This window comes from Chryseobacterium sp. UNC8MFCol, assembly GCF_000482305.1.
In the GTDB taxonomy this organism is placed as follows: Bacteria; Bacteroidota; Bacteroidia; order Flavobacteriales; family Weeksellaceae; genus Chryseobacterium; species Chryseobacterium indologenes.
This window is the reverse complement of record NZ_AXUZ01000004.1, coordinates 36,388-61,211: the sequence shown is the minus strand read 5'-3', so window position 1 is coordinate 61,211 and position 24,824 is coordinate 36,388. Positions and strand designations below refer to the sequence as shown.

At 37.1% G+C, this 24,824-nt stretch carries 18 protein-coding genes; 9 read left to right on the top strand and 9 right to left on the bottom strand.

Annotated elements, in window-relative coordinates; translation table 11 throughout:
- Nucleotides 1-64 precede the first annotated feature (64 nt).
- Nucleotides 65-1,630, top strand: coding sequence for an amidase (locus M030_RS0103395; RefSeq protein WP_034722058.1), 1,566 nt, complete (start codon nucleotides 65-67; stop codon nucleotides 1,628-1,630).
- Nucleotides 1,631-1,709: 79 nt separating this feature from the next.
- Here M030_RS0103395 and M030_RS0103390 read toward each other — a convergent pair whose 3' ends face one another.
- The gene (locus tag M030_RS0103390) at nucleotides 1,710-2,891 is read right to left on the bottom strand and encodes a pseudouridine synthase (RefSeq protein ID WP_194295707.1); all 1,182 of its coding nucleotides are present in this window, start codon (nucleotides 2,889-2,891) and stop codon (nucleotides 1,710-1,712) included.
- A gap of 101 nt (nucleotides 2,892-2,992) precedes the next feature.
- Between M030_RS0103390 and aroB the strand changes: the two genes are divergently transcribed.
- On the top strand, nucleotides 2,993-4,039 hold the full coding sequence (aroB, locus tag M030_RS0103385) for a 3-dehydroquinate synthase (protein ID WP_027372250.1): 1,047 nt from the start codon (nucleotides 2,993-2,995) through the stop codon (nucleotides 4,037-4,039).
- A gap of 68 nt (nucleotides 4,040-4,107) precedes the next feature.
- Here the strand turns inward: aroB and M030_RS0103380 are convergent, their stop codons facing one another.
- Nucleotides 4,108-5,976 (bottom strand): tail fiber domain-containing protein, encoded by a 1,869-nt coding sequence (locus tag M030_RS0103380; protein WP_027372249.1) that lies wholly within the window; start codon nucleotides 5,974-5,976, stop codon nucleotides 4,108-4,110.
- A 430-nt stretch (nucleotides 5,977-6,406) separates the two neighbouring features.
- Between M030_RS0103380 and M030_RS0103375 the strand changes: the two genes are divergently transcribed.
- From M030_RS0103375 to M030_RS0103355, 3 genes are all read left to right on the top strand, one after another.
- Nucleotides 6,407-7,051 (top strand): porin family protein, encoded by a 645-nt coding sequence (locus tag M030_RS0103375; protein ID WP_027372248.1) that lies wholly within the window; start codon nucleotides 6,407-6,409, stop codon nucleotides 7,049-7,051.
- Between the two features lie 280 nt (nucleotides 7,052-7,331).
- Nucleotides 7,332-7,916 (top strand): porin family protein, encoded by a 585-nt coding sequence (locus M030_RS0103370; protein WP_027372247.1) that lies wholly within the window; start codon nucleotides 7,332-7,334, stop codon nucleotides 7,914-7,916.
- Between the two features lie 911 nt (nucleotides 7,917-8,827).
- Nucleotides 8,828-9,535: a porin family protein gene (locus tag M030_RS0103355; RefSeq protein WP_027372246.1), complete on the top strand. Its 708-nt coding sequence runs from the start codon at nucleotides 8,828-8,830 to the stop codon at nucleotides 9,533-9,535.
- Between the two features lie 85 nt (nucleotides 9,536-9,620).
- Here M030_RS0103355 and M030_RS0103350 read toward each other — a convergent pair whose 3' ends face one another.
- The 7 genes from M030_RS0103350 to M030_RS0103320 all read right to left on the bottom strand — a co-directional run bounded on the left by M030_RS0103350 (nucleotide 9,621) and on the right by M030_RS0103320 (nucleotide 16,872).
- Nucleotides 9,621-10,565, bottom strand: coding sequence for a glycerophosphodiester phosphodiesterase family protein (locus M030_RS0103350; RefSeq protein WP_027372245.1), 945 nt, complete (start codon nucleotides 10,563-10,565; stop codon nucleotides 9,621-9,623).
- A 284-nt stretch (nucleotides 10,566-10,849) separates the two neighbouring features.
- Nucleotides 10,850-12,349: an amidophosphoribosyltransferase gene (purF, locus tag M030_RS0103345; protein WP_027372244.1), complete on the bottom strand. Its 1,500-nt coding sequence runs from the start codon at nucleotides 12,347-12,349 to the stop codon at nucleotides 10,850-10,852.
- 141 nt (nucleotides 12,350-12,490) lie between these two features.
- Nucleotides 12,491-13,213, bottom strand: a complete 723-nt coding sequence (gene purC, locus M030_RS0103340; protein WP_027372243.1) for a phosphoribosylaminoimidazolesuccinocarboxamide synthase — start codon at nucleotides 13,211-13,213, stop codon at nucleotides 12,491-12,493.
- A gap of 36 nt (nucleotides 13,214-13,249) precedes the next feature.
- A complete protein-coding gene (locus tag M030_RS0103335; RefSeq protein ID WP_027372242.1) occupies nucleotides 13,250-13,945 on the bottom strand; it encodes a DUF3307 domain-containing protein in 696 nt (231 codons plus the stop codon).
- Between the two features lies 1 nt (nucleotide 13,946).
- Entirely contained in the window at nucleotides 13,947-14,552 is a 606-nt protein-coding gene (locus M030_RS0103330; RefSeq protein WP_027372241.1) for a SatD family protein, read from the bottom strand.
- Between the two features lie 186 nt (nucleotides 14,553-14,738).
- Nucleotides 14,739-14,891 carry a hypothetical protein gene (locus tag M030_RS25705; protein ID WP_185097377.1) on the bottom strand — a complete coding sequence of 51 codons (153 nt, stop codon included), beginning with the start codon at nucleotides 14,889-14,891 and terminating at the stop codon, nucleotides 14,739-14,741.
- Between the two features lie 97 nt (nucleotides 14,892-14,988).
- A complete protein-coding gene (locus M030_RS0103320) occupies nucleotides 14,989-16,872 on the bottom strand; it encodes an endonuclease (RefSeq protein ID WP_027372240.1) in 1,884 nt (627 codons plus the stop codon).
- A gap of 190 nt (nucleotides 16,873-17,062) precedes the next feature.
- On the opposite strand from M030_RS0103320, the gene M030_RS0103315 reads away from it, so the two are divergent.
- The 4 genes from M030_RS0103315 to M030_RS0103300 all read left to right on the top strand — a co-directional run bounded on the left by M030_RS0103315 (nucleotide 17,063) and on the right by M030_RS0103300 (nucleotide 24,435).
- Complete coding sequence (locus tag M030_RS0103315) at nucleotides 17,063-18,202, top strand: acyl-CoA dehydrogenase family protein (RefSeq protein WP_027372239.1); 1,140 nt, start codon at nucleotides 17,063-17,065, stop codon at nucleotides 18,200-18,202.
- Nucleotides 18,203-18,221: 19 nt separating this feature from the next.
- Nucleotides 18,222-18,719, top strand: a complete 498-nt coding sequence (locus M030_RS0103310; protein ID WP_027372238.1) for a DinB family protein — start codon at nucleotides 18,222-18,224, stop codon at nucleotides 18,717-18,719.
- 365 nt (nucleotides 18,720-19,084) lie between these two features.
- Nucleotides 19,085-22,015, top strand: a complete 2,931-nt coding sequence (locus M030_RS0103305; protein WP_027372237.1) for a reprolysin-like metallopeptidase — start codon at nucleotides 19,085-19,087, stop codon at nucleotides 22,013-22,015.
- 182 nt (nucleotides 22,016-22,197) lie between these two features.
- Nucleotides 22,198-24,435 carry a zinc-dependent metalloprotease gene (locus tag M030_RS0103300; protein ID WP_027372236.1) on the top strand — a complete coding sequence of 746 codons (2,238 nt, stop codon included), beginning with the start codon at nucleotides 22,198-22,200 and terminating at the stop codon, nucleotides 24,433-24,435.
- Nucleotides 24,436-24,824 lie beyond the last annotated feature (389 nt).

Here is a 24,824-nt window from a genome sequence, read left to right as displayed (position 1 = left end):
GGGCTTTTACTATAAATGAATATGCATTCAGGATAATTATCTATATTTGAAAGAAACATCCGTAATGAAAAAAATCATTTTATCGGTAATCCTCTTTACAGGAGTAATTTCAAAGGCTCAAAATATAGCGGATGCCCAGTTCAAATATCCGGAATATGATATTGAGAAAATCCAAAACTTATATAAAAATAACACAGCTACCGTAAAGGAGGTTGTTGAAAGTTATCTGAAAAGAATCCATGATATTGACCAAACGGGAGTACAGCTGAATTCTGTCATTACCGTTAATCCTGACGCTGTAAAGATCGCCGATTCTTTAGACCATCTGGATGCAAAATTTAGAAATAAACCATTATTTGGCATCCCTGTTCTGCTTAAAGATAATATAGATACTCATGATAAAATGCCTAATACAGCAGGCTCTCTGGCATTAAAGAATTCTTTTCCTCTACAAGACAGCTATATAGTCAAGAAACTCAGGGAGGCCGGAGCCGTAATTATAGGAAAAACGAATCTAAGCGAATGGGCCAATTTCAGGGGCGAAAAATCTACAAGCGGATGGAGCGGATTAGGCGGACTGACCAAAAACCCTTATATCCTCAATAGAAATACCTGTGGATCAAGCGCCGGTTCAGGAGCTGCCATATCAGCCAATCTTGGTATCATAGCAATCGGTACCGAAACTAATGGCTCTATCATCTGTCCTTCCAGCATCAATGGAATTGTAGGGTTGAAGCCTACTGTCGGCCTGATTTCCAGACAGGGCATTATTCCTATTTCATTTTCACAGGATACTGCAGGACCGATGGCGAGAACTGTCAGAGACATTGCGATAAGCCTGGGAGCGATGGTAGGTGAAGATAAAAATGACACCAAAACTATTGGAAATACAGCTTTTTCACACACCGATTACACGAGATTCCTCACTTTAAACGGATTAAAAGGAAAAAGATTCGGATATATAAAAGAAATTACAAAAGGAGCCAGTAAAAAAGTTGACGAATTATTTCTGCAGACTTTAAAAGTTCTGGAAGCTCAGGGGGCAACAATTGTTACCATAGACAATGACTTTATCTCAGATGAAACTCATCAAAAGTCTTTTCAGATTATGGTTAATGAATTTAAAGATGGTTTGAATACATACTTTTCGTCTTTAGGAAAGGATGCCGCTGTCAAAAATATTGATGACTTAATTGCTTTCAATAAAAACAATAAGGAAGAATTGCAATATTTCGGACAGGAATATCTTGAACTTGCCGCTAAAAGCAACGGAATAAATGATAAAGAATATACTAAGAATCTAAAAATAGCGCAGACAGGAAGCCGTGAAAAAGGGATTGACCTTGTCATGAAAAAATATAAACTCGATGCCATTATTTCTCCCGCAACCACTGAAGCCTGGAAAACAAACCTGAAAACAGGAGATCAGTATTCATTTGGCAGCGCAGATGCCGCCGCCATTGCAGGCTACCCAAGTATTACACTGCCGATGGGATATATCGATGGGTTGCCGGTAGGTATTCTGTTTTCGGCCGGAAAATGGGAAGAAGGAAAGCTTATCAATATGGCCTATACTTTTGAGCAAACCAATCCCCAAAGAAAAGTACCTGAATTCTTAACCGAACAGTAAATCAGTTTGCTATATAAAACAAAAGCGCAGAAATTAATTCCTGCGCTTTCTATTTTTAAACTTAAAATATTGGCCTTTATTAAAGCATTTTAAGATTATTTACTTCCAGGTCTGTAAGAATTCTCCAGTGTCCTCTCTTGATGTTTTTCTTCGTTAATCCTGAGAACATTACTCTGTCCAGAGCTTCTACTTCATAACCTAATCTTTGGAATATTCTTCTGATCACACGGTTCCATCCGATATGAATCTCAATTCCGATCTCATTTTTCGGCTTACCTTCAATATATGAGATCTGATCAACAACCGCCAGTCCTTCATCCAGACGGATTCCTTCTGCAATAAGACGTAAATCTTCAGCAGTAAGTTTTTTGTCTAACGTCACATGATAGATTTTTTTAGCATTAAAAGATGGATGCGTTAATTTCTTGGTCATATGTCCGTCATTGGTTAACAAAATAACCCCTGTCGTCGAACGGTCCAGTCTTCCCACAGGGAATAGTCTGTAAGGAGAAGCATTCGCCACAAGATCCATTACGGTTTTTCTTGCCTTATCGTCTTTTGTTGTTGAGATATAACCTTTTGGCTTATTCAAAAGTACATAAACAGGTTTTTCAGGAGTAATACCTTGTCCGTCAAAAACGACTCTGTCTGTTTTCTGAACCTGATAACCCATTTCCGTTACGACTACGCCGTTTACCTCCACAAGTCCCTGAGTAATCAGCTCATCAGCTTCTCTCCTGCTGCAGATTCCCGAGTTGGCAATATACTTATTAAGACGGATGCTGTCTTTATAAACGTCCTTTTCTATTTTATTTAGCCTTCTTTTCTGTACAAAAGATCTTGTTTTATCCTCATTTCTGTCATCTCCACTAGAAGGTCTTCTGCCATATTTCAGACTCCCTCTTTCGTACTTGTCTCTTGTATCAAAGCTTTTTCCACCTCTCTTAGGTTTTCCGAAAGATTTTTTCTCATAGCTCTCACTTTTATTCGTGATATAGGGTTTTCTTTCAGATTTTGAACCGGACTCCTCACCGGAACCTTCAAAACTTCCGGTATTTTTCTTGAATGGTTTCTTTTCAAATTTTGAGTTGGATCCTTTATGTTCCGGGGCTGTTCTTCCTCCGTCTTTAGAAAAAGATTTCTTAAAAGGTTTTGATCCTGAAGAATTTCCAGATCTGGAAGCACGAGAATCATCAGAACTTTTCTTGGTTGAAATTCTTGGTCTCTTTGGTCTGTCTGAATTATTATTATCTCTGCTCATTCTAAAAATTTCTGCAAAGATAGTAATTTAGTTACGAGTTAAAAATTAAGAATCATAACTTTGCAGTATAGTTTACATTTTAACCTTACATATATTTGGAGATGATAACAATATTAAACGATAATTTTTCTCAGTTAAACGACTTTCTTCATGAAAAATCATTCAGTAAAATTTTTATTCTGGTTGATGAGAATACCCATGAATACTGTCTTCCTGTTCTCTTAGGGAATATGGAAACTGATCTGGGGTTTGAGATTTTGGAAATTGAAGCAGGCGAGGAAATGAAAAATATTCAGACAGCCAATCAACTTTGGGAAATTCTTACCGAGATGCAGGCAGACAGAAAAGCACTGGTTATCAACCTTGGAGGCGGTGTTATTACAGATATGGGTGGCTTTGTTGCTTCTACTTATAAAAGAGGAATACAGTTCATCAATATTCCTACTACCCTTTTATCCATGTGTGATGCTTCTATTGGCGGGAAAACAGGAATTGACCTGATGCACTATAAAAATATGGTGGGAACCTTTGCCTTTCCCCAACAGATATTTATTTATCCCCAATTTTTGGAAACATTACCTTTTAAAGAATTAAGAAGTGGATTTGCAGAAATGCTGAAGCACGGACTCATAGCCGATAAAGAACACTGGAATCAACTGACACAGATCCATAAACTGGATGTAGAAACGATAATTCCTCATATCCAGACTTCTATGAACATCAAACAGGATGTTGTAGAGAAGGATTTCCATGAAAGCAATATCAGAAAAACACTCAACTTCGGACATACGATCGGGCATGCAGTTGAGAGTTTATGCCTGCAGCAAGGCAATCCTATTTTGCATGGTGAAGCCGTTGCCATGGGAATGATTTCCGAAGCACACCTGGCATACCTGGAAGGTCTTATCACGGAGGAAGATTCAAAGATTATTATTGAAAATATCCAGAGATACTATCCTTACCTTGATATCAGTGACTTTAAAGATGAGGACATCACTGCATTACTTTTAAATGATAAAAAGAATACCGACAGTAAAATCAATTTTTCGCTGCTTTCAGGGATCGGATCATGTATATATGACCATCAATGCAGCCAGAAAAATATTCTGGAATCATTACATTTTTATAGAAAACTCAATGATTTCTAAGTCAGATATTTCTTTTTCATAAAACTACAAAAGCCTGATCATTTAAATCAGGCTTTTTATGACTTCCTTTATAAGTTATTTTTCTTTTGAAAAGACAACTCCAACTGCTTTAACCGTTCTTCAAAAAGAGATTGTTTGTACTGTATTTCTCTGTTGACTTGTTTCAATGCTTCATTTTCACGTTCCAATGCCTCAATTTTTTTTGCCAGCTCCTGGGTTGCAGAGATATTCAACATAGATAAAGCATCATAATCTACTGTTCTGAGATCTGAAACTTCAGTTCCGTAGACAAAGAGTCTGCCTTTAAGCTTTTTATCCCCTAAATTCACAGTGAGACTATTGGAAGTAGTATTTTGAATTTCCAAAATAATTTCCCCTGTTTCATCATAGATTTTAAGCAATTTATCTTCTTTGGAAATGGCAAATGACTTTTCAACCGTAAGGATATTACCGTTTTGTATTGCCAATTGATAGATATTGGGGATAAAAGTCTTTACACCACTTTTACTGACTGCTTGCGGGTAGACTGTTTCCACCTCCTGAGCAATTACCTTTTTAAATTTTTGTGTACCATACAATGTTTCATCTTTCATGATATAGTCTGTAATACTGAGCTTCTGTAGGGTCATCAAATCTTTTGCATTATCTGATTTCCCTATGATATTTTTGATCCTTTTATCTGAAAACAGTGAAGTTTGTGCCACACTCAATTTCCCTACCGAAATGATATTTCCATCTGCATAAATAGAAGTATTGCTATTGAAAGCACCTATATCATTGGTATAATTCGGATAAGTAGTTAAAGTTCCGTCGGATGAACCTGTCTCAGGATTTATTCCGTAATACGTAAGACTTGATGCCGCTAAAGGCCATACAGAGGTCTTCAACCGGATATCGAGCGGGAATTTTGGAGTATCGGTTCCAATACCGATATTTCCGTTCTGGTCAATATTAATCCTTCGGTTGCCATCACCATCAGCGATTATAATATTATTTGAAAGCGAAGCCGGAAGTCCGGTCACATTAGCTCCTATAATGGTGTTTGATTTTCCGGAAACAAGCCCTGCTCCGGCCCGGAAGCCTATAAAAGTATTGTAGTTATTTGCCGTATTCAAATTATATCCTGCAGATCCGCCAATCGCCGTATTTCCCCTACCACCGGGAATCATTCTAAAAGCGTCCCCTCCTATTCCTATATTATAGTCTCCAGAGATAAGCTCGCGGAGTGAGCTTGCCCCAATTCCTATATTACCTATGGTACTTTTAGCAGAAAAGAGTGAAAAATAGCCGTTGGCAACATTATTATTTCCGTCGAGATTCGAATATAAAGCCCGGTATCCGTAACCGGTATTCTGTATCCCGGTCTTATTGCTGCTCAAGACTTCTGCCCCTATCGCTGTATTCATGCTTCCTATGGTATTAGAGATTAAATTATTAACGCCTACCGCAGTATTATTAAGTCCTGATGTATTCGCTGTCAGACTGTTGACTCCAAAAATTGTATTCGTAGTATTTAAGACTCCGGATACAATATTATTCCTCTTAAAAATAACATCCACATTATCTGAAGTTCCTATGAAATTCACTCCGTTTACCATCCCTGAATTTCCGGTGAGGCTCCATCCTGTCATGACAATCGGCGTTAAATCATCCAGCACTTTTGTCCATCGTCCTGCGGCTGCGCTCCAATAATAGTATCCTGGATGAACATCATTGATATCTTTTGTGTTATAAATCAGTAAAGAATTCGTTCTTGACAGTATTGTCGTAGTATCCAGACTTCCTGTCAACGCAATCCTGGGAATTAAAATCCCTTTGTCAAAACCAGAAACATCAAGTACTGAGGACGGATCAGGTGTCGTGGTATTGATTCCCACCTGGGCTTGCAAAGCAGTTTCAAAAAAAAGGAATACCAACAGCTGTGTGCATTTTTTCATGTTGTAGACATTAAGTAATTCTTACAAATTCAATCAATCATTATTGTAAGAGTATCAGGTTATCATTTTATGAGGATGACAAAATTAGTAAAGAAAATAAAGCAAATATTGTTTAAAGATACTTTGTTTCGTCATCTGCATTAAGGTTTTTGAACATTATTATGGGCTGCGCACTATTTCTTACTTCCGTTTTTAACAAAATTGTCAATTTAGAGCTTCTCTAAACAAATGTTTATTTAATTATATATTCGTTTGAAATTCAACAGATTAAATATGAAATAATTTAAACAGAGAGCAGATTTTTTATTGATTTAAGTCATAAAAAATATTTTTGGCAAGTAATTTGAAAGATATTCTGCGTTCAACTAAAAATGTTGAAACAGAGTAAAATTTAAAATTAAGAAAGAGTAAAATTTAAAAAATTAAAGTTATGAAAAAGTTAATTTTAGGATTGGCAGTAACTGCAGGAACATTAGCATTCGCTCAGCAAACACCTTCTTCAGTAGGGGCAGCAACATTTGGTATTAAAGGGGGAATGAACGTATCTTCCCTTTCAAACGGAGCTGATTTGAGTGATTCTAAATCTAAAATCGGTTTTAACGCCGGTGTATTTGCCAACATCCCGCTAGCTAGTTCATTTAGTGTACAACCTGAGGTTATTTATAATGACTTAGGTTCAAAAGTAACAAGAGAGTATTCAATCGTAGGAAATAAATATAAAGATGAATATTCAAGAAATCTGGGATATATTGCAGTACCGGTAATGTTCCAGTACAACGCAACTCCTGAATTTTATCTTGAAGCAGGACCTGAATTTGGATTCTTAGTAAGTGCTAATGATAAATTCAAAAGCTCTACCAACAGCAACACCAGTTCGCAGGTAGCAAGTCTTAATAAAGATGACTTCAAAACGTTCAACTTCGGTATCGGTCTTGGTGCAGGATACTATTTCACACAGAACTTAGGAATTACCGCAAGATATACAGCAGGTCTTACTGATATTTATAAAAACAATTCAGGTGATGCTGTAAAAAACAATGTATTCCAAGTAGGATTGGCTTATAAATTTAAATAAGCCGCAACGCTCACTAACAAATTTTTATATTCAATAAAAGGTCAGATTACTTATAATCTGATCTTTTTTTTATGCAAGAATTTTAAAAACAAGTAAAATAAAATATAAATACAAATCTGTGATAATTAGAATTTAATCATATCTGTTAATATTTGTTATTTACTTTTTTCGCCACAATCTGCTTATTTATATAAAATTATAAAACAACATTATTTCTGGCACGGTGTTTGCTAATAAACAAACTGTTAAATAAAACTTAAAAACTATTAAATAAAAACTTATGAAAAAGATTTTTTTAGGCCTGGCACTCGTAGCAGGTACTTTTACTTTCGCACAAAAAACTTCATCAAATACAGCATCTTCTCCGGTTAGATTTGGATTAAAAGCTGGTCTTAATGTTTCAAGCCTTTCTAACAGTGATACCAATTCAAAAGCTGGATTTTATGGTGGTGTTTTCGCAAACATTCCTGTAGCACAAGACTTCTCTGTACAACCGGAAGTATTATACAGCGGTATGGGTGCTAAAGCGAAAGCTAACAGCGATGTTAAATTGAACATGGATTATATCGCTGTACCGGTAATGTTGCAGTACAATGCACTTCCTAACCTATATGTAGAAGCAGGACCACAATTCAGCTTCCTTGTAAGTGCTAAAGGAAAAGACAACAATGGTTCTGTAGATGTTAAAGACGGTTTCAAAACTTTTGATTTCGGATTAGGTCTTGGAGCAGGATATTACTTTACTCCTAACATCGGAGTTAACGTAAGATATGTTGCAGGATTAACTGACGTTGTTAAGAACCGAATCGGTGGTGATTCTTCTAAAAACGGAGTATTCCAGGTTGGACTGGCTTATAAATTCTAATAAGCTTGTTTTCAATAACAAATTTTATAATTACAGAGAGCCGGATTCTATAATCCGGCTTTTTTGTGTATATTTTTTTTTTAAATCAACATCTTTGGCAAGAAATTTGCCTATCACTTTAAGATTGTATCCCATTCCGCAGTACCATCTTTTAATTCCTGTATTTTATTTATGATGAATACAATTGACATAAATACAATAATTTATTTCAGAACAGGAATATTCCAGATATTTATTTTTGATTAAAAATTTTTAGTTCATCAATGACAAATGGTAGGTAAAGATTTCGTGCTGCAACCCGAGTAAAATACATTTTGATTTCAATAGAAAAAGTCAGGTCTGCTTGTTTAGGCCTGACTTTTTCGCTTTCGTAAAGTATGGCAGGCGAATATATTTACATACATATTCCACCCCAGCCTCTATAGTTTTTTAAAACAATTGTGTAAAAATACCGCACGATTGGTATGGGAAAAAGGCAGCTCCTATTAGAAAACTATTATTCGAAATGATTCATTACACTGGATTTCAATCACATAAACATTTTGGCAGAATTTCTTCTTGTTTCAATGATTTTCAAATACAATACAAAATATATTTCCCACTGTATTGAAAATCTGCAAATGCTTATTTATATTGATTACAGATATGATTTTTTTAAAAAAAAGAATCATATTAAAATTATACACCTAAAACCCGTTATAATTTAAAAATGTTTACGAAACATAAATTTGCATTACATATTTTTTCATAAAAAAAGCTTAAAAGTACAAAAGAAACATCTTTGAAAAACAGCTCTCATAGCCCTGCAGATGAGACTTTTTCGACTTTGGCAAGCTATTTGCAAAATAATTCAAGTCTGATTGATAAATCATACAACAAGCAAATAGTAAAAAAATTAAAAGAATAAAATTATGAAGAAGTTATTTTTAGGATTAGCATTAACTGCTGGTACATTAGCTTTCGCACAGGAAACAACAACAAAAACGGTAGCTACATCTCCATTAAAAAGCGACGTTCAACCAGTGAGATTTGGTATTAAAGCAGGAGGAAACTCAGCCTACTTCAGTGCACAAAGTTTTGGAATGAACAGCCAACAGCTAGGATTCCACGCTGGTGCATTCGTAAATATTCCAATCTCTAAACAATTCAGCTTACAGCCAGAGGTATTATATAACCAAATGGGTGCCAGAGCTGTAAACTATTCTACAGAAAACACAGTAGGTTCAGTTACTACTAAAACAAAAGGAGAAGATAAAGTAACTATGAACTATATTTCAGTTCCTTTAATGCTACAAATGAGACCAACAGAGAAATTCTATATTGAGGCAGGACCTGAATTCAGCTATTTCATCAATGGGAAAAACAAAGGTGAATCTACAGTTTCTACTACAACAGGAGGTGTTACTACAACAAGAACAGAATCTCACTCTGAAGATCTTGACAAAGATCAAATCAACAGATTCAACTTCGGTTTAGGATTAGGTCTTGGATATGATATTACTAATAACATCGGTATTAGTGCAAGATATGTAAATAGCTTGACTAAAATTGATAAGAGCAGACCTGCCGCTGAAAACAACAACAGAGTATTCCAGTTGGGTCTGAACTACAAGTTCTAAGTAAAAAAACCAATTTTTTAACTTTAAATGCAGATTTCTGCATGATATAAAATGGCCGGAAGAATTTCTTCCGGCCATTTTTAATTTAAAATATTCTGGGATCATCACTGATCACTCCGTCAGTCCCCATATCTTTCAATTCCTGTAGCCTTTCTTTGGTATTCACTGTCCATGGGATAACTTTCATTCCTGATGCATGGCATTCTCTGACCATTTCCGGAGTAACAAGATGATGTTCCGGGCTGTAAATGGTAGGAGTAAAGCTTAAAAATTTCAAATCTCCTGCTACACCGTTAAGATGATCAGGATATAGCTTGAACTTTTCAAGCGGTATGTTTTTAAAATGCATCTGTTGTTGCGCAAGCTTTTTATCATCTACTTTTTCAACCAGTAAAGCGGTCGTTACTCCGGGATATTCTTTGTGAATGATTTCTAATGTTCTGGGATCGAATGACTGGATAATTACGCGGTCCTGGATGTGTTTGTCAGTGATAATTTTCATCATCAGATCTACAAATTCTCTGGGTTCGGGGTGAAAAATATTATCTGAAAACGGCCGTGTTTTGGTTTCAATATTATAAAATGGCAATGGTCTTTTCAATTCACGGGCATAAGCCTCACAAGCGTCAATTACCTCGGAAAAAAGGGGTTTTTGCACCTTCATTTTCTTTTGGTCCGGATATCGGTCCAGTTTCTTTAAACCAACGTCAAATGTTTTAATTTTAGCATAGGGCATGTCATAAATCTTATAATAAAATCCTGAATCTTCCGGAATATATGTTCCATCGGGCTTGGTAACCAATTCAGGTGAAAGAAAAGCATCATGAGAAAGAATTACCTTTTTATCCTTTGTGATCGCCAGATCCATTTCCAGGGTGGTGACATTCATTTTTAAAGCGTTTTTCATGGCCGGAATTGTATTCTCCGGATACAGTGATTTGCCGCCACGATGAGCCTGATTATCGAAAGACTGACCTGAATATAACTGAATACCGACAAAACAAATACTTGCTAAGAATGCGTTCTTCATAAACCTAAGATTTTAATCCGGTAAAATTAAAATTTACTTGTGTCCTGTATAATACATGAATATTAAGATTGTGCTATATTTCATAACCTGATAAGCTGGTTCTTTAAAAAGACCATAAAATTTTAAACCGTTAATATTTTTAAGGAATTAGGAAAAGTTAAGTTAGTTCATGTTATTGATAGGGCAATATTTCTTCACTCGATCTTCGATATCCTAATTAACAACCTGGCAACAAAAAAGAGCCAGACAAATGCCTGGCTCTCTATTTTGATTTTAGAAATATTTTAATTGAATAATTCTATCTCCTCTCCTTTTCCTACTGGATATTCTTCTGTAAAACATCCGAAGCAGTGGTTGGCAGATCCTAAAATTTCCTTTAGATTGTCTATGCTTAAAAATTCCAACGAATCAACGCCTAAATAATTTTTAAGCTCTTCTGTAGTCATATTGGCAGAGATCAGATCATCTTTTGAAGGAGTATCGATCCCTAAATAGCAAGGGGCAATAATAGGTGGGGAAACACTTCTGAAGTGGATTTCTTTTACTCCTGCATCTTTCAAGATTTTAACCAATCTCTTTGAGGTTGTTCCACGAACGATAGAGTCATCAATGATAACCACTCTTTTATCTTTCATTTCAGAAATAATCGGGTTCAGCTTCAGGTTGACTACCCTTTCTCTCATTTCCTGGGTAGGGACAATGAAACTTCTTCCAATATATCTGTTTTTGATCAATACAGGACGGAATGGAATTCCTGAAGCTTTAGAAAAACCGATAGCAGCAGGAACTCCCGAGTCAGGAACACCTATTACAAGGTCGGCATCTACCGGAGCCTGTTCCCAGATCTTTTCACCGGACTTTTCTCTGATCTCATATACATTAATGTTTTCTAAAGTAGAGTCAGGTCTTGCAAAGTAGATGTATTCAAAAGAACAGATTCTTTGTTTCCCTTTTGCTTCATCCATCATGTAAGAATTCAGCTTTCCGGGTTCGTTTTCATTTGTATAAATGATCTCTCCAGGAAGGATATCACGCACATATTGAGCTCCTACAGCATCCAGAGCTACAGATTCAGAAGCCACCACATATGATTTCTCATCAATAGCTCCTAAAACCAGCGGACGGATCCCGTTGAAATCTCTGAAGGCGAAGAATTTGTTTCTGGTCATTCCTACTACAGAATAAGCACCTTCAATTTTTTCCATAGTTGCCTTAATTGCACCACGAAGTCCAAGATCAAGGTTTTTCTGGATCAGTCTTAAGATCACTTCAGAATCGGAAGTTGCCCTGAAAACAACGCCTTCAGCCTCTAATTCTGCTTTTAATTCTTTCGCATTGGTAAGGTTACCGTTGTGCGCTATAGAAAGTATAATCTGGTCATATTCGTTTTTTGCGAAAAATGGCTGGAAATTATATTTCTTTTTATCTCCTGCAGTCGTATAACGGGTGTGACCGATTGCAGAATTTCCCATAAAAGTTTCAGGTTCCTGAATGTCTTTATAAACATCTAAAACCAGGCCTTCATCCTTCATATTGGTAATTCTCCCCTCTTTCAGGACGGAAATACCACAAGCCTCCTGACCTCTGTGCTGCAAAGCAAAAAGCCCGAATTGTGAAAGAGAAAACGTATCCAGATCATTATCTGAATATAATCCGAAAATACCACATTCTTCATTCGGAGCATCCAGTCTTTCCTCTTCCTGAGTTCTGAACAGATTTCTTCCGTAAACCTGGTTTTCAAACTGTTTTAAATATTCACTTTTATGAATGTCTAAACTTTTCATTTCTATTTTTTCTAATTATAGATCTTAGATGTCAGATTTCAGACCTCAGACTAAAAGCTGACTTCACATTTTAATTTTGTTTTTAACTAACAAAGTATTTTCAGTACTAACATCCGATATCTGAAATCCGGTATCTGAATCTTACTTCTGTAAAAGATTTTTAAGACGGTTGTATATTTCTACATAAGCCTCAGTTACCTCTCCAAGGTCTCTTCTGAATCTGTCTTTGTCAAGCTTCTTCATGGTGTCTTTATCCCAAAGTCTACAGGTATCAGGAGAAATTTCGTCTGCCAGGATGATTTCGCCATCTGAAGTTTTGCCTAATTCGATTTTGAAATCTACCAGGATGATATTAATTTTATCAAAAAGGTCAATAAGGATCTCGTTGATGTCTGATGTTAATTCATACATTTCATCAAGCTCCTCGTAAGTAGCTGCTCCCAGGAACACCGCGTGGTGGTCGTTGATAAGCGGATCTCCCAGCTCGTCTTTTTTATAGCAGATATCAAAGATCGTTACCGGAGATTTGATTCCCTCTTCAACCCCTAATCTTTGTGCCATGCTTCCTGCAGAGTAGTTTCTCACGACCATTTCCAAAGGAATGATTGATACTTTTCTTACCAATTGCTCTCTTTCGTCCAATTGCTTAATGAAATGAGTTTTGATTCCTTTTTCATTTAAATATTCAAAAATAAGAGTAGTGATGGCGTTGTTCATTTCCCCTTTCAGGTCAACCTGGCCTTTCTTTTGAGCATTAAATGCTGTAGCATCGTCTTTGAAACGTACTACTACTTCATCAGGATTATCGGTAGCAAATACTTGTTTCGCTTTCCCTTCGTACAACATTTCTTTCTTTTGACTCATAATTTTACTTTCTAAATTGTAGTTAGATTTATTGATTTATTTAATTATTATTCCTGTTAAGACAGCCAGTCCAAAACTCAGCAATGTACCTATCAATACATATTCTGTAAGCTTTCTCTGTTTTGCCTGTGCAAGGTCGCTGAACCTGAAAACAGATTTTGCAGCCACCATGAAACCTACGCCTTCCCAGTGATTCACCATAATAAAGGTGAAAACCAGTAAACGTTCTAAAATTCCGATATATTTTCCGGCACTTGTTAAAGATTCGGTTTGAATAGTGTTGGGACCATCCGGAGAGGGCGTCCAGGATGATAAAAGGAGTTTAATGAAAATAGAAGCTGGCGTTGTCAGAAACAAAGCTGCCATTATGATTTTCAAAAATTCCTGGTTCTGCAGAAAGCTGATATCAAATTCTCCGAAATAAAAAGAAATACCTGCGATCACCAGAACATGCAGTACCTGATCGATAAAGAACCATCTTTTCTTTGTTTTGACATTTTGAAAAGTAAGCTTTGCCGTATCAATAATAAAATGAGAAATACCCACCAGAATTGCTACCCACCAAAGCTGTAAGTCCCAAAGAAAAATAAGGCTTAAAACCGTGTGAATGAGAACGTGAAGGTATAAAAATTTACTTTTTAGTTTATAGTTTTCCTTATCTGCAACCCAAGAGTCTGGCTGAAGAGTAAAATCTCCGAGTAGATGTGCCAATATGAGTTTAATAAAGATCATGCTATAATTCTGAGATTTTCTTTCTAAAATACTGGTTGGTTTCTACGATGAGCTCATAGTTGGCTCGCTTCAGTCTCTGGCTTATCGAGGACTGTGAAATAGTAAATTTCTTGGCAAGGTCTTCCTGGGTGATATCCTGATTCATAATCATTTCATGGATAATCTCTGAGGTGGCCATCGTCCAGTTATCAAAATCTTTTGATGACCATTTCAGAAGGATATTAAGATCTCTGTCTACAGCCTCATTCGATGTTTTAATCGCAACGGTATGACCATCATTTTTCAGGTCGTTCAGTAACCTTCCGGAATTTACATAGGCAGTCCCGTTGGACTCGGTAATTTTTTCGGAAGAAAAACTCTCTTCACCAATACCTATGGCCATTCTTACATCTAAATTTTCCTGACTTTTAATAAGAGATTTTATGGCTAGAAACCGCCAGAAAACGTCATCAATATTGCATTTGAACTGAAATTCATCACCCCTGTAAATTTCCCATGTGTGAGGAACGCTCCCCCATTTTTCGAGAAGATTTTTAAGTCTGGTAATCCAAACCTCAGTATCCGCATGCTGTGAATTTATAATATCACCGGTAATGACCGCTATCATACTGCAAATATAAGCATAATTACTTATAAATAAAAAATATAAGCAGAAACACTTATAGATATTAATTATTAGTGAATCTGCTTATATCAATATTGTAGTAATCATAAGGTTTCTAAGACGTTATGTCAAATGTAAAAATTATGAAAAAGTAAAATAGAGTGAAAAATTTTCATGATAAATTGAATATTAACTCAACTTTTTTATTGATTTTTTGTCTGAGGATCTGCTTCCTGCTATCCGCTCATACTCCTCTCTCTTTTCTTTTCCTGCTGCCAGCTGTTGGGGAGCCGCTGCTGTCAGGGCCAATTTCAACCTTGCCAGGGTCTGAAGTCCCGGCAAGGTTAAGACTAGGATCTCTAAAAAAAATAAAACCTAACAGGTTTCAAAAACCTGTTAGGTTGGGTATCATTAAGATATGAGTTTTATGTATTTTTTACTATTTTTTTATAAATTGTTGAGTATGCTCGTCCAGCCTTAAGATATAAGTTCCTGTTGAAATTCCCTGTACAGAAATTTCTTTCTTGTGTCTGAACGGATCTTTCTCTGTAAAGATCACTTTTCCCGAAAAATCAATAATTTGGGCTATTTTTATCTTTTCAGTATCTCCGTTTACAAAAAGACGATCATATACCGGATTGGGATATATTCCTAACTTTTTATCTTTTGATGCAATAAATTCCGTAGTGGAAAGTGTTCCTAGATTCTGGCAGTAATCTATGGGATAAGCATCCCATTCATTAATATTAAATGTATTGGTAGGCTGGCTGATAGTAGACTTTCTGTATAAAGAAACATCTTTAAGATTCGTGGAATTATTTTGTCCTACGACACCTAATGCATCTACTGTAGTAGACTTATACCTTAATTCAAGATAATTATATCCATAAAATGTCATTTGAGGAGCCGCTGTTACAAATTTTGCCTGTCCGTTAGCAAAACATGAGAAAGCAGCAGAAGGGTTTATCACCACAAATGTTTCATTATTTTGAATGGTACCCTCCATTTCAAATGGAGCTGGAAAATAAAGGCTGTTATTTTGTCCTTGTAATTGAATAGACAATCTGTAATTATTCAAATCTACAGGGTGTCCTGTTTTATTGGTGATTTCAAGAGCTCTGTTCTCATTGGTTGATCCTTCCAGGTATTTCGAAATATATAGATCCTTAGCGTAAATATCAGTAGCCAGTGTGGTTACTGATACTGGATTACTCTCAGAAGATTGAAGATATCCATTGTCATATGCTTTTACAGTGTAATTATAGGTTGTTGAGGGGGTCAGATGATCAATACTGATAGAATTTCTTTTTGTAGAAGCTACTAAAGTACCGTTCTGGTACACCTGATATCCAATAACATCAGCATCAGGACTTGGAGCCCAGCTTAAGTTTGTGAAATAAGCGCTTGTCTGAGTAGAAGTAAGATTGGAAGGCGCTTGAGGAGCAATAACATCCGGTGTTTGGTTCCAGATTACATCTACCCATCCTGGATTGTCTATAAAAGGATTTCTGTTTTTCTGAAGGGCATAAACCGCGTTGTTTCTGTTGATTTCTCTTAATGAAACAGGATCCTGCTGGTGCCATTGAATTAACATGGCAAGATAAGCCGGATCCATAGCTCTTTCTTCAGTTCCGTCAAATGGGTTGGTGTCTAAGGTAGGATTAGCATTAGCTGTATATTTAAAAGTTCCCAACTTTCCTTCATACCTTAACGCAAAATAAAGTATGGACCTTGCCACATCGCCTTTAAATTCGTCAATAGGTTCATATACATATCCTGTATAGGCCAAGTTGGGAATAGCGCTCTTCCCTATTTTAGAAGTATTGGTAAAGGTAGCCAGAATGTTAGCCGGAACTGTACTGGCAATTCCATAAGGATAATTGCTCCTCATCTGATTGATTTTAGCATCAGTAGGAATTACATAGAACAGATCCGAATACATGGGATAGTTACTGTAGAATGTACTTTGAGGCATCATATGCTCTCTGTTGTATCCTGTACCCTCTGCGCTGCCACCCCCTAATTGACTGCTGGTATACTCATACGCATCCGGGCCGTTCGGTATTTCAGAATAAATATCCAAAAGAAAACTGGTATTGTCTGCCGGAGTATGGTCATAGTAAACATCGAGATCTGTTTGGTTATAAAGATTGGGAAGATGAGTACTGTAATGCCAGCTTATAGATTTTTCAGAAATAATATCATGCAGCTTAGATTTTAGGGCATAACCGGTTAATCCGGCAGTGCCATTATAATATCCGGCAGGAGCCTGAGCTGCCATATAAGAAGAAATAAAAATAACAGGAAGTAGAATTTTTTTCATGCCTTAAAAATTGGACCTCTAAAATATTAAAATAAAAACACTTTAGAAGAGAATGTTTTATTAAGAAACCATTATTTTTTAGAATATAAAAAACTAGCAATTATCATATTAAGGTATAAAATATTATGAATAAAATAATTTTTTAGCATTCCGCCAATTTAATTATCTTTGAGAACTAACTATTATCTATATGAATACAGAGACTATTGACAACATCAAAATGATAGCGGAGACAGCTAGAGAATTTGCAGAAAAGAATATCCGTCCGAATATTATGGAATGGGATGAGAGCCAGACATTTCCAAAAGACCTATTTCACCAGTTGGGAGAAATGGGATTTATGGGCGTCGTAGTTCCTGAGCAATATGGAGGTTCCGGTTTGGGATATCATGAATATGTTACAATTCTTGATGAAATTTCTCAGGTAGATCCGTCAATTGGACTTTCTGTAGCAGCACACAACTCGCTTTGTACCAATCATATTTATGAATTCGGTAATGAAGAGCAAAGAAACAAATGGCTTCCTCAGCTGGCTTCCGGGAAAGTAATCGGAGCCTGGGGATTAACGGAACATAATACAGGTTCGGATTCAGGAGGTATGTCTACCACAGCCGTAAAAGACGGCGATGACTGGATCATCAACGGTGCTAAAAATTTCATTACGCATGCTATTTCAGGAGATATCGCTGTAGTCATGACAAGAACAGGAGAAAAAGGAGCAAAAAACAATTCTACAGCTTTTGTTTTAGAAAAAGGAATGCCGGGCTTTACTTCCGGAAAGAAAGAAAATAAACTCGGAATGCGTGCCTCAGAAACAGCTGAACTTATTTTTGATAATGTCCGTGTACCGGATTCTCATCGTTTAGGTGAAGTAGGTGAAGGTTTCAAACAAGCAATGAAAATTTTGGACGGAGGGAGAATTTCTATCGCTGCCTTAAGTTTAGGTACAGCAAGAGGTGCTTACAAAGCTGCTTTAAAATATGCTAAAGAAAGACATCAGTTTGGAAAAGCAATCTCTGAATTCCAGGCAATCAACTTTATGCTGGCGGATATGGCCACAGAAATTGATGCTGCGGAACTTCTGATTCAAAGAGCTGCTACCTTAAAAAATGCTAAGCAGAAAATGACAAAAGAAGGTGCCATGGCAAAATTATATGCTTCTGAGGCTTGTGTAAGAATTGCCAACAATGCGGTTCAGATCTTCGGAGGATATGGATATACAAAAGATTTCCCTGCTGAAAAATTCTACAGAGATTCTAAGCTTTGTACTATCGGAGAAGGAACTTCTGAAATCCAGAGACTGGTGATCGGAAGAGATATTACTAAATAATCTTAATCTCTCTATACAAATGATTAAACAGGCACTTTTAGGTGAGTTTCTGCATGAAGCGGAAAACACCAGGAAAATTTTAAAAGCAATCCCTGACAGCGCTTTAGACTGGAAACCATCTGAAAAGAACTGGACTACCGGTCAGCTGGCCTCTCATATTGCAGAAGTATACAATTGGTATGAGCCCACTTTCAATCAGGATACCTTTGATATGGGTTTATATGTGTATGACAAAGGGGATATTTCCAAAGCTGAAAATATTCTTGCAAAATTTGAAGAAAATGTCGCCAAGGCACAAAAAGTGCTTGAAGATTCTGATGAAAATACATACTTTAACGAATGGAAAATGGTGATGAACGGAAATATTCTTTTTCCTCCCTCTCCTAAAGTACAGGTTATAAGAGGTTTTCTTTACAATCATTTGTATCATCACAGAGGAGAGCTGGTAGTATATTTACGATCAACCGGGAATACAGTTCCGGGACTTTATGGCCCTACTGCGGATGATAGAATCTAATTTTGAATGATAAAAAAACTAAGCTGTTTCATTTTGAAGCAGCTTTTTTTAGCATCAAATCTAGTACTTCTGTAATCCAACACAATATTATAATGCTAATTTTAGCAGTGATATTTTAATTATTTCATAAATATTATTGTCTCATTTTAATAAATTAATAATAATATGTATCAATTTCATTTTTATTGAAATTAAAATCCAATTTAGGTTTTTCAGTTTTCTTGTGTTAATAAGCTTTTTCAATTACATTCAATGTATTGCATAATATTTTAAAGCAGCATTCTAAATTATTCTTAAAAAATTATGTTTTTCGTAACGTATTTTTCATTAGTTTTGGTATTCCACAACCAAAATTTACATTTAATATGAAAAAACAATTAACCCTGATTGGGATGCTCCTCATTACGGGCGTTTCTTTCGCACAGACTGACCGTCTTTGGTCTGAAAACTCCAGAAAAAGCTCAGCAGAGATCTTTGAAAACAAATCCGGCATTACAAATCCTAAGGTTTACAGCCTGAACATCAACGGATTAAAAAGCGCTCTTGCTAAAGCTCCAAAAAGATTGGCAGTGGGCGAAAAATCAGAACTCATCATTTCTTTTCCAAATTCTGATGGCAGAATGGAAAACTTTAAGGTGAGAGAGAATTCCAACTTTGCTCCCGAGCTGGCAGCAAAATATCCGGACATCAAATCTTATGTAGGCCAAGGCCTGGATGATCCGAACTCTACGGTATATTTCAGTATTTCATCATTAGGTTTATCTTCTATGGAGATCTACGGCGACAAATCAGCAGTATTTATCGAACCTTATTCAAAAGACCTTTCAACCTATGTGGTTTATAAAAAATCAGATAAAAAAGAAGATCTTAACAAATTTGAATGTACTGTAATTGATGCAGCTCAAAAAGGAGTAAGCAATTCAAGTCTTTCAGCAAGGCCTAATGCAGATGACGCAAAATTAAGAACTTTCAGACTGGCTCTTTCATGTACCGGAGAATATACAACGTACTTTGGAGGAACAAAAGCTCAGGCTTTAGCCGCTATGAACAATACCATGACCCGTGTAAACGGTGTTTTTGAAAAAGATTTTGCAGCGAGAATGGTTCTTATCGCTAACAATGATGCTGTTGTATATACTAATGCTTCCACTGACCCTTATTCTCCATCATCAGGAATGAGCAACTGGAATTCACAGCTTCAAAGCACCCTAACGTCTGTAATCGGAGAAGCCAATTATGATATCGGACACCTGTTTGGTGCATCAGGAGGCGGAGGAAATGCAGGCTGTATCGGATGTATCTGTACCAACGGATCTAAAGGAAGCGGTTACACCTCTCCTGCCGATGCTATTCCATCAGGAGATAACTTTGATATTGATTATGTAGCCCATGAAATGGGACATCAATTTGGAGGAAACCACACTTTTTCTATGAGTAATGAAGGTACGGGAGCTAATATGGAACCGGGATCCGGATCCACTATCATGGGATATGCGGGAATTACAAGTCAGGATGTTCAGCCGCACTCAGATGCATTCTTTCATGCCATAAGCATCCAGCAGATCACCAATAATATCAAGGCTAAAACCTGCTCCGTTAACACCAATACAGGAAATTCAATTCCTACCGCAAATGCAGGTTTAGACTATACAATCCCTAAGGGGACTCCATTCGTATTAACCGGAACAGGCACTGACGCTGACGGAGATTCTTTAACTTATATCTGGGAACAGATGGACAATGCTTCCTCTTCTCAGACAGGAGCAAGCTCGGCAGCAAGTGCTACAAAAGCCTCAGGACCTAACTTCAGATCATGGACTCCGACAACGGTACCGGTAAGATATTTCCCGAGAATGGCTTCTGTATTAACAGGCGCTACTACTACGGCAGGTTCAGAAATCACAGTTGAGGCTCTTTCTTCGGTAGCCAGAACGTTGAATTTCAGATTTACCGTTCGTGATAATAAGGCAGGAGGCTCAGGAAATAATTCTGATGATGCGGTAATCACAGTAAATAGCACTGCAGGTCCATTTGCAGTAACTTCACAAAACTCAGCAACCACCTACACAGGAGGCAGTTCCCAGAATGTAACCTGGGATGTTGCCGGAACTACCGCTAACGGAGTCAATACCGCAAATGTAGATATTTTATGGTCTACAGACAGCGGAAATACATGGACTACCCTACTGGCAGGAACTCCAAACGATGGTTCACAAGCGGTAACCATTCCCAATGCTACAACGACAACAGGTAGAATTATGGTGAAAGGCTCCAATCACATTTTCTTCGATGTTAATAATGCCAATATCAGTGTCAACGCAGGATCAGGAACCCCTGACACGGTTGCGCCTACTCCACCTACCCTTGCCGCTTCGGGAACTACAGCTACCACAACGAATCTTTCCTGGTCAGGGGCTACAGACAATGTAGGGGTTACAGGATACGATGTGTATCAGGGGTCATCTTTGATAGGCTCTACAGCTTCTACTGCCTACACCGTGACTTCATTAAGTCCGGCTACGACTTATTCTTTCACTGTTAAAGCCAAAGATGCAGCTGGAAATGCTTCTGTTGCCAGCAATACAGTGACTGTAACAACCCTTTCAGGAGGAACGGTGACTTACTGCTCTTCTTCAGCATCCAACACGGCTGACGAAAGAATCGGAAATGTGAAATTCGGAACGATCAATAATACTTCAACAGGAACAGCTGGTTATGAAGACTTTACTTCGGTTTCCACCAATGTTACCAGAGGTACGGCATATACCCTTTCCATCACACCAGTCTGGACTTCTACAAAATATAGTGAAGCATATGCTGTTTACATTGACTACAATGGTAACGGAAGCTTTGCTGACAGTGGTGAACTGGTTTGGTCAAAAGCAGGATCAACAACTTCTCCGGTTACAGGATCTGTTACCATTCCGTCAACAGCAACTATCGGCTCTACGAGAATGAGAGTGATGATGAAGTACAGTTCTATTCCTACGTCATCTTGCGAAGCATATACTTACGGGCAGGTAGAAGATTACACTCTTAATATCGTTTCTTCAGGAAAAGGTGACCTGACTAATACAAAAGATCTGATCACTGATATTAAGCTATATCCTAATCCTGTAAAAGATATCTTATACATTTCCAATACAACCTCAGAGGATTATAAAATCTTCGACATGGGAGGAAAACTTATTGACTCAGGAAAACTTCAGAGAAGTTCTGTGAATGTAAGTGGTCTTGTTAAAGGTGCTTATATGATTCAGGTCGGAGAAAGTGCTAAAAGATTTGTAAAGAATTAGGAACTTTAAATTTAAACGATGTGAAGGCTGCCCGTACGAGGGCAGCTTTTTTTTTTGTAAGTTGACAATTTAAAAAAACTATAGTTTCAGCGTGATCTACATTTAATTTTCTTCTTAAAATATTCTCTTCCTGTTATTTTTTTATTAGCTTTGCGGGACACAAGTGAAAAATTCACTCTTACATGAAAAAACAATTATTGATGATGGGAATGCTTGCTTTGTCAGGTATGTCATTCGCTCAAACAGACCGTTTATGGACCAGAGGATCCCTGAAGACCCCTTCACCTGTCTTTAAAAACGTAGCTGATATTGACAATCCAAGAATATACAAACTGGATATCCATGCATTAAAAAATATATTATCAAAGGCCAGCCAAAGAACTGCAGGTAGTAAAAAGTCAGACATTCTTATTTCCTTTCCTAATTCTAAAGGAGAAATGGAAGACTTTCAAGTTATCGAAAATTCAAATTTTGATCCTGAACTGGCAGCAAAATACCCGGATATCAAATCGTACACCGGCGAAAGTATAGATAAGACCTCCAGTGTTTTTTTCAGTATCTCTTCCTTAGGTCTTTCATCAATGGAAATTTACAGTGATAAATCAGCCGTTTTTATTGAACCGTATACACAAGATTTATCTTCTTATATCGTATATAAAAAATCCGATAGAAAAGACAACTTAAATACTTTTGAATGTACAGTCCTTGAATCTGCACAAAAAGGATCAGCAATTTCTGCAACAGCCAAAAATGCAAATGATGCTACATTAAGGACATTCAGACTGGCTCTTTCATGTACAGGAGAATATGCCGGATATTTCGGAGGGACAAAAGCTCAGGCTCTTGCAGCGATGAATAATACCCTTACCCGTGTCAATGGTATTTTTCAAAATGAATTTGCCGCAAGAATGGTCCTTATCCCGAATAATGATGCCATCATTTATACCAATGCTGCGACAGATCCTTATTCACCTTCTGCCCAGATGGAAAACTGGAATTTTCAGCTTATGAATACGTTAAGTTCAACTATTGGCAATGCCAATTTTGACATTGGGCATCTGTTCGGAAGAGACGGCGGTGGCGGAAATGCAGGATGTATCGGCTGTATATGCAGTGATGATATGTCTACCTATGTCTACCAGGGAATTACATATCCCAATGCTTACAAAGGAAGCGGATATACCTCACCTTCTAATGGAATTCCGTCGGGAGATTCGTTTGATATTGATTTTGTTGCCCACGAAATGGGGCATCAGTTTGGCGGAAACCACACGTGGTCCTACACTACCCAATCCGGTTTAAAACCCGTAGAACCGGGATCAGGATCCACCATTATGGGCTATGCAGGTATTACCAACTTTGATGTTCAGAAAAAATCTGATCCGTTCTTTCATGCGCTAAGCATTGAGCAGATCACCAACACCATTAAAGCGAATACATGTTCTGTAAATACTGCTACAGGAAATTCAATTCCAATCGCAGATGCAGGTTCAGATTATACGATACCTAAAAGCACTCCTTTCATGCTAACCGGATCGGGAGCAGATGCAGACGGTGATCCTCTGACTTACATCTGGGAGCAAATGGATAAGGGAAGTTCTACTGAGACCGGTTTTAGTTCGGCTGCGGTAGAAACTAAAATCAATGGTCCTTTATTCAGATCATGGACCCCGAGTACTTCTCCTATACGATATTTTCCGAGAATGTCCAGTGTTTTGGCGGGACAAACGATTACAGCTGGCGATGAAATCAATGTAGAAGCTTTGCCATCCGTAGCACGAAATTTAAACTTCAGATTTACAGTACGTGATAACAAAACAGGAGGCGCAGGAAATAATTCAGACGACACCAGGATTACGGTCTCAGGGGGAGCAGGACCATTTATTGTTACTTCACAAAATACACCTGTAACTTATACGGGCGGAAGTTCCCAAACCGTCACCTGGAATGTAGCAGGAACGACGTCCAACGGTATCAATGCTACCAATGTTGATATTCTTTGGTCTACCGACAGTGGCAATTCCTGGACAACACTTGTGTCCGGGATCCCCAACAACGGGATGCGTGCCGTTACAATTCCGGATGCTTCTACCACTTCAGGAAGGATTATGGTAAAAGGGAGTCACCATATTTTCTTTAACGTTAATACTGCTGATATCTCAGTTACACCATCCGATGGAAAACCTATAACGGGTGATTCAGGTTCAGGATCGTCGGAAATTAATCTTTATCCTAATCCGGTGCAGGATATCCTGACCGTTACCAACATCACTGATTCAGCATATAAAATTTATGATATGTCAGGCAGACTCGTAAAAGAAGGAACACTCCAAAACGGAACTGTACGCGTCAGTGACCTGGCAAACGGCATTTACCTCATTCATCTTGATCAGTTTAGGAAAAAATTCATTAAGAATTAATCATATCAAATTATATCATGTACACAGGCTGCTTCTTTTGGAGGTAGCTTTTTTATATTGCGGTTACCTATTTATTAAAATTAGATAAAATACATACTAAGCATTCATATTATTCAATTATAACATATATTAAATTAATAATCAAAATTAATTTAATTATTACTATTTATTTGATTAAAATAATTCTATATCTTAATTTTTTAATTTAAATTTACACTTCAATATTTTTCTGGTATTGTACTGTTCATCCCCGGGAGCATTTAAAAGCATTATGGCGGCTTGTAATAGTACTGTCTTATTTATTATGTGATTTCATAATCATTCTACCAGAATTCTCACGTAAAAGCTGCTTAATAAATCGTTTTTATCAGCAGAGCATAATCAACACC

Bases quoted from the DNA above. Each gene is read 5' to 3' on its own strand.
- M030_RS0103395 (WP_034722058.1), top strand. From the start codon at position 65: ATGAAAAAAATCATTTTATCGGTAATCCTCTTTACAGGAGTAATTTCA.
- M030_RS0103390 (WP_194295707.1), bottom strand. From the start codon at position 2,891: ATGAGCAGAGATAATAATAATTCAGACAGACCAAAGAGACCAAGAATT.
- aroB (WP_027372250.1), top strand. From the start codon at position 2,993: ATGATAACAATATTAAACGATAATTTTTCTCAGTTAAACGACTTTCTT.
- M030_RS0103380 (WP_027372249.1), bottom strand. From the start codon at position 5,976: ATGAAAAAATGCACACAGCTGTTGGTATTCCTTTTTTTTGAAACTGCT.
- M030_RS0103375 (WP_027372248.1), top strand. From the start codon at position 6,407: ATGAAAAAGTTAATTTTAGGATTGGCAGTAACTGCAGGAACATTAGCA.
- M030_RS0103370 (WP_027372247.1), top strand. From the start codon at position 7,332: ATGAAAAAGATTTTTTTAGGCCTGGCACTCGTAGCAGGTACTTTTACT.
- M030_RS0103355 (WP_027372246.1), top strand. From the start codon at position 8,828: ATGAAGAAGTTATTTTTAGGATTAGCATTAACTGCTGGTACATTAGCT.
- M030_RS0103350 (WP_027372245.1), bottom strand. From the start codon at position 10,565: ATGAAGAACGCATTCTTAGCAAGTATTTGTTTTGTCGGTATTCAGTTA.
- purF (WP_027372244.1), bottom strand. From the start codon at position 12,349: ATGAAAAGTTTAGACATTCATAAAAGTGAATATTTAAAACAGTTTGAA.
- purC (WP_027372243.1), bottom strand. From the start codon at position 13,213: ATGAGTCAAAAGAAAGAAATGTTGTACGAAGGGAAAGCGAAACAAGTA.
- M030_RS0103335 (WP_027372242.1), bottom strand. From the start codon at position 13,945: ATGATCTTTATTAAACTCATATTGGCACATCTACTCGGAGATTTTACT.
- M030_RS0103330 (WP_027372241.1), bottom strand. From the start codon at position 14,552: ATGATAGCGGTCATTACCGGTGATATTATAAATTCACAGCATGCGGAT.
- M030_RS0103320 (WP_027372240.1), bottom strand. From the start codon at position 16,872: ATGAAAAAAATTCTACTTCCTGTTATTTTTATTTCTTCTTATATGGCA.
- M030_RS0103315 (WP_027372239.1), top strand. From the start codon at position 17,063: ATGAATACAGAGACTATTGACAACATCAAAATGATAGCGGAGACAGCT.
- M030_RS0103310 (WP_027372238.1), top strand. From the start codon at position 18,222: ATGATTAAACAGGCACTTTTAGGTGAGTTTCTGCATGAAGCGGAAAAC.
- M030_RS0103305 (WP_027372237.1), top strand. From the start codon at position 19,085: ATGAAAAAACAATTAACCCTGATTGGGATGCTCCTCATTACGGGCGTT.
- M030_RS0103300 (WP_027372236.1), top strand. From the start codon at position 22,198: ATGAAAAAACAATTATTGATGATGGGAATGCTTGCTTTGTCAGGTATG.